20 protein-coding genes are annotated in these 13,770 nt (G+C 59.0%); all 20 read left to right on the top strand.

Annotated elements, in window-relative coordinates; all coding sequences use genetic code 11:
• The first annotated feature begins 230 nt into the window (after positions 1–230).
• The 20 genes from NHAM_RS28870 (at position 231) to NHAM_RS10295 (ending at position 13,769) form a co-directional block, all read left to right on the top strand.
• Entirely contained in the window at positions 231–356 is a 126-nt protein-coding gene (locus tag NHAM_RS28870; protein ID WP_283805339.1) for a hypothetical protein, read from the top strand.
• A gap of 97 nt (positions 357–453) precedes the next feature.
• Positions 454–723, top strand: coding sequence for a hypothetical protein (locus NHAM_RS27555; protein WP_198136918.1), 270 nt, complete (start codon positions 454–456; stop codon positions 721–723).
• Between the two features lie 500 nt (positions 724–1,223).
• Entirely contained in the window at positions 1,224–1,478 is a 255-nt protein-coding gene (locus NHAM_RS26660; RefSeq protein ID WP_011510513.1) for a hypothetical protein, read from the top strand.
• A gap of 103 nt (positions 1,479–1,581) precedes the next feature.
• The gene (locus NHAM_RS10370) at positions 1,582–1,800 is read left to right on the top strand and encodes a hypothetical protein (RefSeq protein WP_041357958.1); all 219 of its coding nucleotides are present in this window, start codon (positions 1,582–1,584) and stop codon (positions 1,798–1,800) included.
• A 121-nt stretch (positions 1,801–1,921) separates the two neighbouring features.
• Positions 1,922–2,125: a cold-shock protein gene (locus tag NHAM_RS10365; RefSeq protein WP_011510511.1), complete on the top strand. Its 204-nt coding sequence runs from the start codon at positions 1,922–1,924 to the stop codon at positions 2,123–2,125.
• Positions 2,126–2,647: 522 nt separating this feature from the next.
• The gene (locus NHAM_RS10360) at positions 2,648–2,854 is read left to right on the top strand and encodes a helix-turn-helix transcriptional regulator (RefSeq protein ID WP_011510510.1); all 207 of its coding nucleotides are present in this window, start codon (positions 2,648–2,650) and stop codon (positions 2,852–2,854) included.
• Positions 2,851–4,125 carry a hypothetical protein gene (locus NHAM_RS10355; protein WP_011510509.1) on the top strand — a complete coding sequence of 425 codons (1,275 nt, stop codon included), beginning with the start codon at positions 2,851–2,853 and terminating at the stop codon, positions 4,123–4,125. The genes NHAM_RS10360 and NHAM_RS10355 overlap by 4 nt, the downstream gene beginning before the upstream one ends.
• Positions 4,126–4,188: 63 nt before the next feature.
• Positions 4,189–4,413, top strand: a complete 225-nt coding sequence (locus NHAM_RS28180) for a hypothetical protein (RefSeq protein WP_041357580.1) — start codon at positions 4,189–4,191, stop codon at positions 4,411–4,413.
• Entirely contained in the window at positions 4,394–6,166 is a 1,773-nt protein-coding gene (locus tag NHAM_RS10350) for an AAA family ATPase (RefSeq protein WP_245269870.1), read from the top strand. The genes NHAM_RS28180 and NHAM_RS10350 overlap by 20 nt, the downstream gene beginning before the upstream one ends.
• A gap of 260 nt (positions 6,167–6,426) precedes the next feature.
• The gene (locus tag NHAM_RS10345) at positions 6,427–7,209 is read left to right on the top strand and encodes a hypothetical protein (RefSeq protein ID WP_011510507.1); all 783 of its coding nucleotides are present in this window, start codon (positions 6,427–6,429) and stop codon (positions 7,207–7,209) included.
• 148 nt (positions 7,210–7,357) lie between these two features.
• Complete coding sequence (locus NHAM_RS10340) at positions 7,358–8,296, top strand: hypothetical protein (RefSeq protein WP_041357956.1); 939 nt, start codon at positions 7,358–7,360, stop codon at positions 8,294–8,296.
• A gap of 8 nt (positions 8,297–8,304) precedes the next feature.
• Positions 8,305–8,541, top strand: coding sequence for a hypothetical protein (locus tag NHAM_RS10335; protein ID WP_041357955.1), 237 nt, complete (start codon positions 8,305–8,307; stop codon positions 8,539–8,541).
• Positions 8,542–8,739, top strand: coding sequence for a hypothetical protein (locus NHAM_RS10330; protein ID WP_041357953.1), 198 nt, complete (start codon positions 8,542–8,544; stop codon positions 8,737–8,739).
• Positions 8,740–9,960 (top strand): phage portal protein, encoded by a 1,221-nt coding sequence (locus NHAM_RS10325; protein WP_011510504.1) that lies wholly within the window; start codon positions 8,740–8,742, stop codon positions 9,958–9,960.
• Entirely contained in the window at positions 9,957–10,490 is a 534-nt protein-coding gene (locus NHAM_RS10320; protein ID WP_011510503.1) for an HK97 family phage prohead protease, read from the top strand. The genes NHAM_RS10325 and NHAM_RS10320 overlap by 4 nt, the downstream gene beginning before the upstream one ends.
• Positions 10,491–10,497: 7 nt before the next feature.
• A complete protein-coding gene (locus tag NHAM_RS10315) occupies positions 10,498–11,646 on the top strand; it encodes a phage major capsid protein (protein WP_011508937.1) in 1,149 nt (382 codons plus the stop codon).
• Positions 11,647–11,705: 59 nt separating this feature from the next.
• Complete coding sequence (locus NHAM_RS10310; protein ID WP_011510502.1) at positions 11,706–12,092, top strand: hypothetical protein; 387 nt, start codon at positions 11,706–11,708, stop codon at positions 12,090–12,092.
• Between the two features lie 575 nt (positions 12,093–12,667).
• Positions 12,668–12,886, top strand: a complete 219-nt coding sequence (locus tag NHAM_RS10305; protein ID WP_041357951.1) for a hypothetical protein — start codon at positions 12,668–12,670, stop codon at positions 12,884–12,886.
• 170 nt (positions 12,887–13,056) lie between these two features.
• Entirely contained in the window at positions 13,057–13,356 is a 300-nt protein-coding gene (locus NHAM_RS10300; protein ID WP_011510500.1) for a head-tail connector protein, read from the top strand.
• Positions 13,356–13,769 carry a phage terminase small subunit P27 family gene (locus NHAM_RS10295; RefSeq protein ID WP_011510499.1) on the top strand — a complete coding sequence of 138 codons (414 nt, stop codon included), beginning with the start codon at positions 13,356–13,358 and terminating at the stop codon, positions 13,767–13,769. Before NHAM_RS10300 ends, NHAM_RS10295 begins: the two co-directional genes overlap by 1 nt.
• Position 13,770: the final 1 nt, after the last annotated feature.

Below are 13,770 nucleotides of genomic sequence, written 5' to 3'. Positions count from 1 at the left end.
CTGAACTCGGACGCCAACAAGCCTTCCTGTAGAGGAAGATGTTATCCTGTTATAAGTATGATTTTACTGCTTATATTTATAAGCGCCTCCTAACCGATGCGGATTAGGAAAACAGTAAGGAGAATGGCCCGTAACAAGCTGACCGACACCAAGGCAAAGCGCGCGAAGCCCGGTTGGCATGGTGACGGCGACGGGCTTTGGTTGCGCGTTAACCCATCCGGCATCCGGTCATGGTTTTCATTTCCGTCACGGTTGCCGGCGCGAAATGGGGCAGCTACGGCGCCGGCGCTCGCAACGTAACGCTGGCCGCGGCGCGGGACAATGCCGAGGCAGTTCGCGCCATCCTAACAGCCTGAAGCGGCGGCGCTCGCGCGAAAGCATCCCCAAAATGAAATTGACAACGATCCCTTGGCTTTCGGGCCGTTCGACAAGGCGGCGGAACTAGGAGCAAGCGTGCTCAAGGTCTCTTTTCATCGTGTCAGTCATCAATCTGGAGATTTGAGACCCGTCCACGATGGTCGAAAGCTGGGTCTTCGTACTGTAGATCATGACCTTGGGGCCAGAATGGCCGCCTGTGCTAGTCTCAGCGGCAACAGTTCCGCAAATGTAGTCACCGCGTGGGTGGAGATTGTCGAATTTGGCGGAATCGGGAAAAATGAGGTGGAGGCGAACGGACGCTTTCGCATCGTCAATGACGTCGGCGCTGGCTTTCGTTGGAGATGAAACGGCCAGGACAGCGAGCAGTGCTGCGACGATTCCGTGTTTAGCCTTCATACTTTCCCACCTTTCAAGCATTTGCCGCACACTGGCTACAGTTCTAACCCTCGGCCTTCAGGCCCTTCTCCACAAGAGCGGATAGCTTCTGGACGCACGAAAACGCCCGCGAGGGGATTGATTTGTTTACGCAATCGCTGAGCATGTCCGCGGGCCTAGAAACCCGGACCAGTGATTAGCCGCGCCACTCCTTGTCAGAATGCTCTCGATTGGGGTCGAGGGTAGCGGCTGAATGTCAGTAGTCCCGAAAGGATAGGATACCGCTGACGACGGACGAGCTTGGCGGCTCGACTCCGAACGGCCGAATTATGGTCGGGGGTGAGCGCGCTGTCCAGAGAGGAAACCCTTAAAACGCTCTGCCTATCCCACTGGCAGGTTTCTAGCCCCCGGCTACTCGCTCTGACACCGAGCATGGCCTTCGAAGGCCGGAAACCAGTGAGCAACTACCCATGAACGACAACCTGTTGAGGGTTGTCCATGCCTTCTCGGCATCGCCGTCTATTCGTCTGCGTTATCAGATCCCCGCTGCCGAAGGGCCTCGTTTTCAGAAACGAGATCAGGCCTTCCATCCAAGAAGGTCAGCAGGTATTCGATCTCGTCGGCCGCCTCTTTGGCTTGAAATGCCGCACGACGACTCGATGGACCGCGTCTCGGCAGTGGTCAGGATTGCTCGCGATGCTACGAATGCGATCGTTCTAATGTGACGGCACTACCGGGCAGGGGGCGTCATGAGTACCGAAACTCAACTCATTGCGCTGCGTCGGAACTCCTCATCCGAGTGTTCGGCTCCACCCGGCGGGCGCAACGGTGGCGGTACCGACGTTGGCCGACGCTAAGGCTCGCATTGATCATCACCGCCGCGAGCTTGAGAAGGTATTGCGGGATCGCTACGGAGTGGACGTGATGGCGCTGGCCACCTGCACTTGCCGGAGCCTGAAGCGATTGGGTTCGATCAGAGCAAAGGTCGTTCGTATTACAAGCCGGCCGATCCTCGTGTTCCAAGGCTATGGCGGCTGGATCGACTGACAGTCTGCGAATCGCCAGCAGTCAAAACGACGATGCCCGCCGGTTAGCGCCGGCAGGTTTTCCTTGCGGCAAGCTAAGCTGGCGCCCATGATAGTTTGATCGTTCCAAAAGGAGTGCGGCCGTGGCGACAGGTACAGTGAAGTGGTTCAATGCGACAAAGGGTTTCGGATTTATTCAACCCGACAGTGGCGGCAAGGACGTGTTTGTCCATATCTCGGCCGTGGAGAGGGCTGGCCTTAGCTCGCTCAATGAGGGCGCCAAGGTGAGCTACGAGGAAGTAGCGAACAAGGGAAAGACCTCAGCAGAAAACCTGCGGGTAGGTTGATCTTCTTGCCGCCTGGGCGGGTAACCGCTGGAAGGGCGCGCAGCGGACCGCGATCGTGCGGCGCAGGCTTTAGCTGCTTTTAAGGACCAAATCCCAGCCCGCCGGTGATGAGCCGGCGGGTTTTTCCGCCGGAATTGTCGCCAGATCACCTAAGGTCGCAAAAGGCGCGGCAGAAGCACCTTCGCAAAAAGGCCAGGACGGCCGCAGCGCCCGCGTCATTTGCGAGGTGCCTAATTAACTGGCGGAAGGGGTGTCTGTGCGCCTAATGCATCTAATAGACTGATTATAAAGGTAAATTATTGCGGAGTGCGCTGATAATACCCCGAAAGATACCCGACATGCATCCGTTGCTTGAAAGCAACAGTCCCAATCAATCCAAAATGTTCCATGGGAATGTACGGGAATCCGCTTGCGCGAATTCGGAAAAGGGGTATATTAGTTAGTCTGCGAGCGATATGGCCCTAGCTCGGCAGCCTCCAGAATACAGGGCCAGCAGGCAATGTCAAGAGAGAATCTTCAGACATGCTGCTTCTGAAACTGACCGACGTCACCAAGGCCACGGGCCTGGGGCGCTCCACCATCTATCGCAAAATCAGCGAAAACACCTTCCCCCCACCACTTCAACTTTCCCCCGGCTGTGTTCGCTGGGATGCCGACCACCTGCAAGCATGGCGTGATGCCTTGCCGATCGCTGCCAACAGCAACACCGATAAGACGGTGGCGGCATGAGCGGCCTCGGCGACCTGCTACGCGAAGAGAAGGCCATGACCGGCCTTGGCCTCGCAGAACTAACGGTGCTGTCTCCCCAGAATGACCCGTTCCGTCTCGATACTCCCTCGAACCACAAAAACGGCCTATGGTTTCGGGAGCGCATGGAAGAGTGCGGACTACTCTCGGGCGCTGGCACAATCCACAATCGCGGTATCCACTACGCCATTGTCTCGCTGGGCAATGCCGTCCGGCCAGACGGGAAGCCATATATCAATGACGCGGACTGTTGGGCCTTCCTTGAGAACGCCAGCAACGTTGCCCGATGGTTGAAGTACGTCCCATGGTGTCGCATCGTTGATGCCCGGAACGCCGACCCTATTATTCAGGTGCGCGGCGATGAAACAGACGAGTGGTCAGTTGCCCTGTCGGCGGAAACCTTCATGCCGGACGAGGATGACCTTATCCCCACCGTCAAAGGCGATTGGAAACCGGCTCGGCAATGTTTCAGGCTAGCCTTATACGGCGAGAAGACCAGCCTCGGGAACGTACTTCAGCCGATTGCGGAGCAATACGGCGCGGACCTGTATCTGCCGTCCGGCGAAATCAGCAACACGCTATTGGCGCAGATGGCAGCAACCGGTGCGGACGACGGACGCGAGATGGTCGTTGCCGTGTTCGCGGATTGCGACCCGGCCGGATATCAGATGGCCGTCAGCATCGGACACAAGCTTCGCGCGCTGAAGGAGTCGCTCTATCCCAACAGCCTTTCCTTCCGCGTCATCGCACCCGCCTTGACGGTCGAGCAGGTCAAAGAGCTTGGCCTTCCTCATACACCACTCAAGCCGACCGAGTTGCGCGCAGCCGGATGGGTGGAGCGTTACGGGATTGAGCAGACCGAGATTGATGCGCTGGCGACACTTCGACCAGACGTTCTGACCGCCATCGCCCGCGATGCGCTCGACCCGTTCTTCGACCATACCCTGGCCAGACGGCATAGGCATGCAGAGCGTGAGTGGCATCGGATGGCCCAAGCCCGGCTCGCCGAGCACTTCAACGGTGAACTCGATGACGCTTGGCAGGCCGCGGCTGAAGCCCGAGCCGAGTTGGAGGCAAGGGTTAGGGTTCTCCGAGACCTTGCCGATGGCTTTGACGACACCTTGCCAGAATTCATACCGCCATCATCCGAGGCATACGGAAGCGATAGCGCGGTACTCGTGAGCAGCGATATGCCGCTCGCCGAGCACGCCGGAATCCTGCGGCGTCGGAAAGACTACTCCACCGCAGCATAGAACGACCGCACGACTGGCCCTATCGCCGGGTGCACGGCACAGACCAACCAACCCGAGACCACCTTGAAAATCATATCATACCGACCGGCACCATCCGGTGGCGGCACAATCGGCTTTGCTGAAATCGAAGCCGCTCCTGGCATCCGCATGTTCGACGTCAAGATCGTTCGGACACATGACGGCAGCATCCGCGCCTATGCGCGAAACACCGCGTTCGATCGTACTGCGATCGCGGAAATTCAGAAGTCCCTTACCGGAGGCGCATGCCTTGAACGCATTGCAAGCTAAATCTTTCGATCCGGCCGACCTCACTCGATCCGACAAGGTCGACCAGATGGGGGCTATACTCGACGGCGACATCTATGTGCCGCTCGATCCCGATCTGGATATCGCCAGCCTCACGATGGAAACCATCGGCGAGACTCTGCGGCGGGAGAGTGAAGTCAGTGACATCTCGCACGGTGCAATCTTAACCGGCGATTGGCACTGTAAAGATCGGCGCGTCCGCAATCATCACAACTTTTTCGTTTCATGGCTCGCCGACGATGACACCACCGTCCGGCACAAGCAGCTTCAGGGCGACCCGGCCGACGCCGTGTTCATCCTAGAAGATCTGCAGCGTGCCGCCGGCGGCGGCGAGGTTCGGTATCGGCCTGAACCGAAGGCGGTCAATGAACCGGTTGCAGCCAATGACAACGAGCCTTCCGCACCATCAACACTCGCCAGCACCAAGCCGAAACTGACGGCAGACGAGGAACGCGAGTATCTCGAAAATTTCCAGCGCGAGCAGTTGATGCCCGGCGAGCGCGGCGAACTTGTCTACGATGATGCCGCGTGGCGCGCACTATCGTCTGGTCCGTTCTGGCATATCGCGGATGCCGTGATTGAGGGCCATCAAGGCGACGTCTTCATGGGCGTGCTGGATGGCGCACCGAAGTTTGCACCCGCGCAAGGCGGTGTCGGGCCGATCACACCGCTTGCGCCATTTCCTCTAGTCGACCCTTCAGAATGGCACGGTACTATCGCGCAGGTACGGCAATGGTTCCTGACCGGCCTTATCCCGCATAGGCAGGTCACGCTGCTGTCGGGTGATGGTGGTGTCGGTAAGTCACTCTTGGGTTTGCAGATCGGTGCGGCGTCGGCCTTGGCGATTGAAACCCTAGGGTTACAACCGCGGCCTGGCCGGGTGTTGTATCTCGGCGCAGAAGACGAGGCGGAGGAATTCCACCGGCGGCTGGATGATATTGCCGCGGCGCACAGCGCGGAAATAGCGGACCTGACAGACCTTCGTATCCTGCCGCTCGCGGATCAAGATGCCTTGCTTTCCGAGCCGGACCCGAAGGGTAACATGAAGGCGACTCCACTATGGGGCCGCGTTGATAGGTTCGTGAAGTCATGGGAGCCGGGCCTTGTGGTGCTCGATACTGCCGCAGACTTGTTCGGTGGCGACGAGGTTAAGCGCTCACAGGTTCGCCATTTCGTGGCGATGTTGCGAAAGATGGCGATCGAGCGTGACTGCGCGGTGTTGCTGTTGGCGCATCCGTCTATCGCCGGCATGGCATCGGGCTCGGGCTACAGCGGCTCGACAGCTTGGAACAACTCGGTGCGGTCCCGCCTGTACCTGACCAGCGGCGAAGGCGACGTTCGCATCTTGAAGACCGTCAAGAGTAACTACGGCAAGATCGGCGACGAGATGCAGCTTGAATGGTGCGAGGGCGCATTCGTTCTGCACGATCCGTCCAAGCCGGGAATCGCTGATGGTCTGATTAATGGCCGGGCCGACAAGCTGTTCATGGCCGTGCTGTCGAAACTCAATCGCACCGGCCAGCGACCCAGCCCGAACAAATCGCCGTCCTATGCGCCGCGGATGATTCAGAAGCATCCCGACGCAAAGGGGACGAAGGTGCGCGACCTAGAGATGGCGATGCAGCGCCTGCTCGATACGGGTGTCATCAAGATCGTTGAGGAAGGCCCAGCCTCTCGGCGGCGAAGCCGGTTGATCGTGTCTGCGGAGGACTTCGGCGGAACGGAGGATGGATGACGCCAAGCGGATTCCAACCATTACCAACCGCTTCCAACGGTTTTGTAAGTCGTTGAAATGATTGATGTTCGCATACCGCTTACCAACTATTCCAACGGTGTTCTAACTCCTTGATTTCATTCACTTCCAACCGCTTCCAACGGGTGTCCACACATACCCCCACACCCCCATAGCGCCCTTGGGCGCGCGCTCTTGAGGAGCGCGGCACTCGGGCAATTAGAAAGCCGCATAGACGGCCACTGAAATTTAAGAGGAACGACATGCAATACGCTAACGACAACACGCCGCGCACGCCCGAGCAACACCGGGCTTATGTCGCCAGCCTTCGCGATCAGCAGGATGACGATAAGGAGGTGCGCGCCCGCGCTCGCCATTGGCCGACGTTCGGGAGGTTGAAGCGTGCCAAGCGCTGGCTCGATATCCAGGCGCTGGAGCGGTTCGCGGAAGATGAGGGCCTTGACGTTTCGGGTGGTTTCCACGCTGCCAATGATAACAGCCCTGTGCGTGAGGATGATGGCATCGAGATCGGTCGCGTCGATACCCGGCTTGTGGACGCTCGCCTTGATGAGGAAAACCCGACCGCCGACGAGATCGCAGCCGCGGCATGGGCTGACCAGAAGGACCGAGACGAAGGCCGACCCGAATTAGCAACCCGGATTCAGTTCGGCGCGCATGGCAAAATTACTGCCGTCAAGGTGCGCGGGCGGTATCGCTTGCTGGAGGAAACCTTCTTTGAGCCCCACGGCCCGGATGATGAGAAGGCTAGCCTTGGTAAGGGATACGGCCTGCGCGATGAACTGCCGGACGCCCAAGACGATGCCGCGCGTCGGATGGATCACGAGGCCATGAAGCGCCGGCTTGGCGATGAGACTTGTCGGTTTATCGAACTGGCATGCGGTGACGCTACCTCCGAAGAGATCGGCGAAATGCATGGCGGTTCCGGTAAGACCGCCGAGCGGCTGGGCGTCAAGCTGGTGGACATCGCCATCGGAAAGTTGGTTGCGGCCTATGCGGCGCGGCAGGAAGCCGACATGGCGGCGTGATTCCGCAGCCAGTCCCTAATCTGCCACTCGCTCCGCTTTACCCAACAGGGGGAAATTATCGCCCCCGCCGCCGTCTCGTTACGGCCGGGCGCTATGCCGAAGGGGAACTTCGGGGCGCCCACCTTTTCATGTTCGCAGAGCGGTCCAATTGCCCGGTCCAGTCCCCAAGGCCGAAAAATGCTTTGAAGCGATGAAGGCTGCAATCGCTTCCGGCCTGACGGATCGTCAAGCCTACCTCACGGTGCCCGGTGCGCCGTCATCGGCGGCGTGGACTCGCTATCTCCAAAACCATCCAGAGCGCGCCGCTGAAATTGCTGCCGTTCGCCGTCCGCAGGGCCGTCCAAGCCTCGATCGTATCGCGGCGAACTTCGACGCTCTGATTAAGTTGATCGAGCAAGGCCATAGCCCTGTGTCGGCCGGCAAAGAGTTGGGCATCAACGGCGGTCGCCTGACGTCCTATTTGTTGGAGCATCCTAGCCAGCGGCCGGCATACGTCGCCGCCATGCAGAAGCGCGCCAAGGCGCTTGGTTTCCGAAGCACGACGATCAAAGGGATGCCGAGGCGCAAAGATTTCACTGAGGCCGAGTTTGACGCGGCCCTTGTACTAATCGCACGATCGACTGCCCCAGACCTTGCCACCGCACTTCGCCGCGCAGATTTGCCGAGAAATGGATCGCTTCAGCGGCGTGCGAGGAATGACCCTGCATTCCGTAGCCGGTTAGATCGCGCATATCGCGCGCACGGCGCGAGTACCCATTATCTCCGCTACATTAAAGACCCGACCGAGCCGCGTATGTTGCTCGCGTCGTTGCTGCGCGACAACGATTTTTCTGCTGCGTTCAGCCGGTTCAAGTCGCAGCGCTATGATCGTCACGATCTAGCGCAGGAATACTGCCTGGCTGTGCTTGAAGGCCGCTTGTCGAAGGCGGACCTGAAGAAGAATAAAGCCATGAACGATATCCGCAAGCGCGCCTTAGGCAACAGCCTTGCGTTTACATCGCTCGATGCGCCGTCGCACGGTGACGGCGACTCTCGATACAGCGTCGGTGACACGATCGCCAGCCCGTGCGGCATCCACACCTACTAGAGACTCCCATGACCATCAAAGTGAACTCGCCAGCGGCATACAACGGCCGTCTGGTCAAGGTCGCATCCATAAGTGGTGCTGAGGCGGAAGTGGTTTGGATCGGTCGCGATGGCGAGATCGAAGTTCGCGACGTTTGGGTTGGCGAGTTGGTCAGTTTCGAAGACGCGATGAATCCGCAGACGTCATGGAGTGCGGCGAGCGCTCTTGAGCATGAATCAAAAATCCGAGCCTGGAGGGCTGAATAGTTGGTCGCACGATCGTGGGAACAGTTTGATTACGACTTGGCGCATCCGAAATCCAAGCGCGACAAGCTTTACGACATTCTTTGCGCCCATGGCGTCAATGGTGAAGTGCCGCTGAAGCAAGCGCATATCAACGCCGGCTTGCCAATCCCGGCCGATAACGACAACGCGCCTGTGAAGCGCAAGCGGAAGGCGGCGTAAATGGGTTGGTTCTCCCGCAAATCCGCACCTGTTGCGGAAGTGAAATCGGAATTGACGGATCCCACTTCGGATAGCTGGGCCGCACTCTGCGATGCCTTCGCTGTGTCTGCGTCGGGTGTTTCTGTCAATGCTGATAGCGCCATGCGATGCGCGCCGGTCAATGCCGCAGTCTCAATCCTTAGCGAGTCCACCGCAACGTTGCCGTGTCGTCTGTTACGTGACGATGCCAATGATAGCGAGCGCGCAGCGAAGGGTCATCCAGCTTATTCTCTAGTCAACGGTTTCAGCAATGAGTGGTCATCCGCCGCGGATGTTCGTCGGCGCGTAACGCAAGATGCAATCTTGTTCGGGGACGGATTCGCATTGGTGACGCGCACAGCCGATCGGCCGGCTGAAATCCTTTACGCGCCTCGCAGTGTCGTCGTGTTGGAATACCAAACAGACGGTGAGCCGCGCTATCGCATCGACGGCAAGGTCTATGGCCCGCGCGATGTCATCCATTTGCAAGTGCCGAATCCTAACGATCCGTTGCAGCAGCGTGGCCTTGGACTGCTCCATACCGGCCGCGATGCGATCGGCCTAGCGATTTTGCTTGAGCGCAGTTCCTCGAATCTGTTCCGCAACAATAGCAAGCCCTCTGGGGTTTTGAGCGTAAAGGGTAGCCTTAACGCGACCGCAGCCGCTCGCATGGCGACGGCTTGGCGCTCGGCGCATTCCGGTGACAAGGCGGGCTCAGTCGCGATCATCGATAACGATGGCAGCTATACCCCGATCAACTTCACTTCCGTCGATAGCCAGACGGTTGAGCAACGCGCCTACGCCGTAAGTGAAATCAGCCGACTAACTCGCGTCCCGGCAACGTTGCTTTCCGACATGTCACGCGCGACGTGGAGCAACAGCGTCCAGCTTGACCTTCAGTTCATCAAGTACGGATTGCAACCATGGCTCCGCGCCTGGTGCGATGCTTATGCACGTTGTTTGCTGTCACCCGACGAGCGGACAGCGATGCACTTCGAATTCGACATGTCGCAGCTACTTCTCGCCGACACTGTGGCACGTGCGAATGCGTTTGCACAGTATCGATCAGCCGGCGTGATGACGGCCAACGATGTGAGGCGCGAGCTAAATCTCCCGCCGCTACCAGACGGCGACGTGCTGGCGTCACCGCACGTTCAATCCCCAGCGAATGATAACCAACCTCCAAAGGACCAGGCAGCTTGAAGAAACTTGAGACTGGCATTGTCCAGCTAGATGTAAAATCGGTTGGCGATGACGGCGTGTTTTCCGGCTACGCCTCATTATTCGGCGTCACCGACTTAGGCCGGGACATTGTGACTCGTGGCGCGTTCACCAAGAGCTTGAAGCAAAAATCCGCTTCTCGCGTGAAGATGCTGCGGGAGCATGACCAGACGGAACCAATCGGAGTCTGGACCGAGATCGTCGAGGATACCAAAGGTCTGCGCGTTTCAGGCCGGCTGGTACTCGATACCGTCAAAGGGCGTGAAACCCACGCTCTCTTGAAGGCGGGAGCGCTCGACGGATTGTCGATCGGCTACCGCACCAAGTCTGCCCGGTTCGATAAAGCCAAGGGCACTCGAATGCTCGACGAAGTCGAGTTGCACGAAATCAGCGTGGTCACTTTTCCAATGCTGCCTTCAGCGACGGTTGAGGCCGTCAAATCCAACGGCCCGACAACGTTCCGCGCGCTAGTCGACGCCATCAATTCTGCGCGTACCTCCATCAATAGTTAGGACTACAATGACCTTTCATTTTCTTGAGACCAAATCTGCGGCTGACGTCGACGAAGGCGATCCGTCCATCGTTGAAGTCAAGTCGGCGCTGACCGCTCTTACGGAAGACGTAAAGAAGGCCACCGCACCGGTTGCCGATCTGACCAAGCGCCTCGACGAAATCGAGACGAAGATCAATCGTCCGGCCATTCACACTGAGAAAAAGGACGAGATCAGCGACGAGCGCAAAGCGTTCACCGGCTATCTTCGCCGCGGCAAGGAAACGCTCCAGCCGGACGAGATCAAGTCGCTGCGCGTTGCCGATGATACCTCGGGCGGCTATCTGGCGCCTGCGGAGTTCAGCGCCGAAGTGGTCAAGGGCATCGTGGAAATGTCGCCGATCCGTCAGGCGGCTCGCGTTGGCTCTACGTCCAGCGGTGAAGTTCTGCTGCCGAAACGTACCGGCCGTCCGACCGGATCGTGGGTTGGCGAAACCGATGCGCGTCCGGGCACGGAATCGAGCTATGGTCAGATCGAAGTGCCGATCCATGAAATGGCTTGCTACGTTGACGTGTCACAGCGCCTGCTTGAGGACGCGGCAGTCAATGTCGAGTCGGAAGTTGCCTCTGACTTGTCCGAGGAATTCGGTCGGCTTGAAGGACTCGGCTTCTCGCAGGGCGATGGCGTAAAGAAGCCGATTGGCATCATGGAAGCGGCTGGCGTTGCCTATACCGCTACCGGCAATGCTTCGACGCTTGGCACCGCGCCGGCCGACACCCTGATCGACGTTTTCTATTCGCTCCCGGCGTACTATCGCAATCGCGGCGTCTGGCTGATGAATTCGAAGACGATCGCAGCGGTTCGCAAGCTGAAGGACGGTTCTACCGGTGCCTACCTGTGGCAGCCTGGCCTTGCGCAGGGCGACCCGGCGACGATCCTTGGCCGTCCGCTGATTGAGGATCCGACCATGGATGACATCGGCTCCGCTGCCGAGCCTATCCTGTTCGGTTCGGTTTCCGATGCCTATCGCATCTATGACCGCCTGAATCTCTCGATCATGCGCGACCCGTACTCGCAGGCAACGTCTGGCGTTGTCCGCTTCCATGCGCGTCGTCGCACGGGCGGTGCGTTGGTTCTCGCCGATGCGCTGCGCAAGATCAAGTGCGCGACCAGCTAATCCATCAACGAGCGGGCTTCGGCCCGCTCACTTTCTCTTTTCAATAAGGATAAATAGTAATGCGCGATATCGCGAATAACATCGGCGTCGACCAGACGCTTGCTCCCGTCGACTACGCTGCGACCACCAAAGGCACCGCCGTTGACCTTCAGGGCTTCAACAGTGCGGCGGTCATCGTCAATACCGGCGCGATCACCACCGCTGGCTTGTACGTTGTGAAGGTCCAGGAGTCTGACACCACGACTGACGGCGACTTCACGGATGTTGTGGCCGGCGATCTTGTCGGCACGCTGCCTGCCAGCCTTGCCGCAACCTCGACCTACAAGCAGGGCTACATCGGCAATAAGCGCTACATCCGCGCCGTCATCACCAAGACGAGCGGCACCAGCATCGTTGCCGGCGCCATCGTGGTGAAGGGCAATGCGGCCGATAAGCCGGTAGCGTAACTGGTATGGCTGCGCGCGACGTGACGTGCTGAACGCGCGCAACCAAGGGGGAATCCGCGACGGTGGATTCCCCCGCCGTTTCTAAGGGGTTCGCATGACCATCCGAAAGCCTATCGATATCATTAAGCTGCTGCTGGCGTCACGCGGTGCGGATGACAGTCTGGCAGAGCAATTGATTGACGCTCTGGAATCCTCGGGCTGGTACTTCTGTCACCGTGCTCGCTAATGCCATTTGCAGCGCCACGCCTATGCACCTGTGGCCGGGTCGTACCAGCCGGCAAGCGGTGCGAATGCTCCATCAAACGGAAGGCAGAGCGTGACAAGCTTAGACCTGCGGCACCGCAGCGAGGATACGATGCCGAGTGGCGTCGGTTGTCTAAGGCGTATCTCGCAGAGACTGGCAATGATGTATGCGCGGATTGTGGTCGGCCTGCCGTACTGGTCGCGCATCGGGTGAGTATCCGTAAAGCACCGCACTTACGCCTTGTGCGGAGCAACTGGAAGCCTTCCTGCATCGCCTGCAACAATAGACAGAACATCGCCTGCGAAGGCGGCTTTGGAAGACCAATCAAGCAATGATACCGATCGAACCATTCGAGGCAGAGTACGAGGCGCGCGACAGCACAGGCAATCGTGTCTGGATGCCATGCCGCGTCGTCGGTGTGGTCAACGGCAGCACGCGTTACGAGTTGCTCGCGCTGTTACCATTCGACGACGATATGATGTGCGTCATGGCATTCGATGATGTTCGCGTTAAGGGCACAGACAAGCCCGCTGATGCGCGTTCGGAATGATGGCACCACGTTGCGTCTCGCTTGAACCATCGCACCACGCGCCAAGGCTGTCGCAGCGCAATGCCGTCCCCGGGTGGGCGCAGACTTGCCGCGATCCCTTAGCTACCGGCGGCCACCAAGCGCGCAAGAGATTTCCATATTGGGTCACTCCCTAAATGTTAGGTTCCTAAATGCCTTATGCAACGCTTGACGATTTCAAGTCCCATGCTCGAATCGGATTCGATGACGATGACGACCTGATCGAGGCGCAGATTGCCGCCGCGACAGAGTACGTCCGCGGCTTTCTGGATCATGACCCGGAAGCGGACTCGCCACCTTCGGCTATCCCAGATGACGTGCGCCAGGCCACGCTTTTGATTGCCTCGGCTTGGTACGAGACGCGCGAGTCTGCGGTGCCCGATACGCTGCGCGAGATACCCTACGGCGCACGCGATATTCTCAACCAGCTTCGCGGCTGGAGCTTCGGCTAATGAAGCACACCGCAGGCCGTAAGGCCACGCCGCAGCCGATCGCAGATGCCATCCGCACGGTGCCGCAACCGCCGAAACATTTCCCGCCAGCGGCGAGGGCCGAATGGAAGCGGGTTATGCCGGTTCTGGTTGAGCGCCGCGTCTTGTCGGTTGCCGACCTTCATGCAGTCGAGCGTTTCTGCGAGGCCGCAGCCGATATCGTCGACGCTCGCGCCGCCATCGCGCAATACGGTGCCTATGTTGAAAACCGCTTGGGCGAGTTGAAGCGCAATCCGGCTTTCGCAACGTTACGCGAGGCCACCGCTGAGTCCCGACGCTGGGCTGCGGAGCTAGGCTTATCACCATCGTCGCGTAGCCGCGCCGGCGTGCATGAAGATCAAGATGCGGATGACGACAGTCCGCTATCGATGTAAC

Origin of the sequence: Nitrobacter hamburgensis X14 (genome assembly GCF_000013885.1) — a bacterium.
GTDB classification, from domain to species: domain Bacteria; phylum Pseudomonadota; class Alphaproteobacteria; order Rhizobiales; family Xanthobacteraceae; genus Nitrobacter; species Nitrobacter hamburgensis.
This window is presented reverse-complemented; position numbering and strand designations above follow the sequence as displayed.

Bases quoted from the DNA above. Each gene is read 5' to 3' on its own strand.
- NHAM_RS10325 (WP_011510504.1), top strand. From the start codon at position 8,740: ATGGGTTGGTTCTCCCGCAAATCCGCACCTGTTGCGGAAGTGAAATCG.
- NHAM_RS10355 (WP_011510509.1), top strand. From the start codon at position 2,851: ATGAGCGGCCTCGGCGACCTGCTACGCGAAGAGAAGGCCATGACCGGC.
- NHAM_RS10305 (WP_041357951.1), top strand. From the start codon at position 12,668: ATGATACCGATCGAACCATTCGAGGCAGAGTACGAGGCGCGCGACAGC.
- NHAM_RS10345 (WP_011510507.1), top strand. From the start codon at position 6,427: ATGCAATACGCTAACGACAACACGCCGCGCACGCCCGAGCAACACCGG.
- NHAM_RS10300 (WP_011510500.1), top strand. From the start codon at position 13,057: ATGCCTTATGCAACGCTTGACGATTTCAAGTCCCATGCTCGAATCGGA.
- NHAM_RS10360 (WP_011510510.1), top strand. From the start codon at position 2,648: ATGCTGCTTCTGAAACTGACCGACGTCACCAAGGCCACGGGCCTGGGG.
- NHAM_RS28870 (WP_283805339.1), top strand. From the start codon at position 231: ATGGTTTTCATTTCCGTCACGGTTGCCGGCGCGAAATGGGGCAGCTAC.
- NHAM_RS10310 (WP_011510502.1), top strand. From the start codon at position 11,706: ATGCGCGATATCGCGAATAACATCGGCGTCGACCAGACGCTTGCTCCC.
- NHAM_RS26660 (WP_011510513.1), top strand. From the start codon at position 1,224: ATGAACGACAACCTGTTGAGGGTTGTCCATGCCTTCTCGGCATCGCCG.
- NHAM_RS10295 (WP_011510499.1), top strand. From the start codon at position 13,356: ATGAAGCACACCGCAGGCCGTAAGGCCACGCCGCAGCCGATCGCAGAT.
- NHAM_RS10315 (WP_011508937.1), top strand. From the start codon at position 10,498: ATGACCTTTCATTTTCTTGAGACCAAATCTGCGGCTGACGTCGACGAA.
- NHAM_RS10335 (WP_041357955.1), top strand. From the start codon at position 8,305: ATGACCATCAAAGTGAACTCGCCAGCGGCATACAACGGCCGTCTGGTC.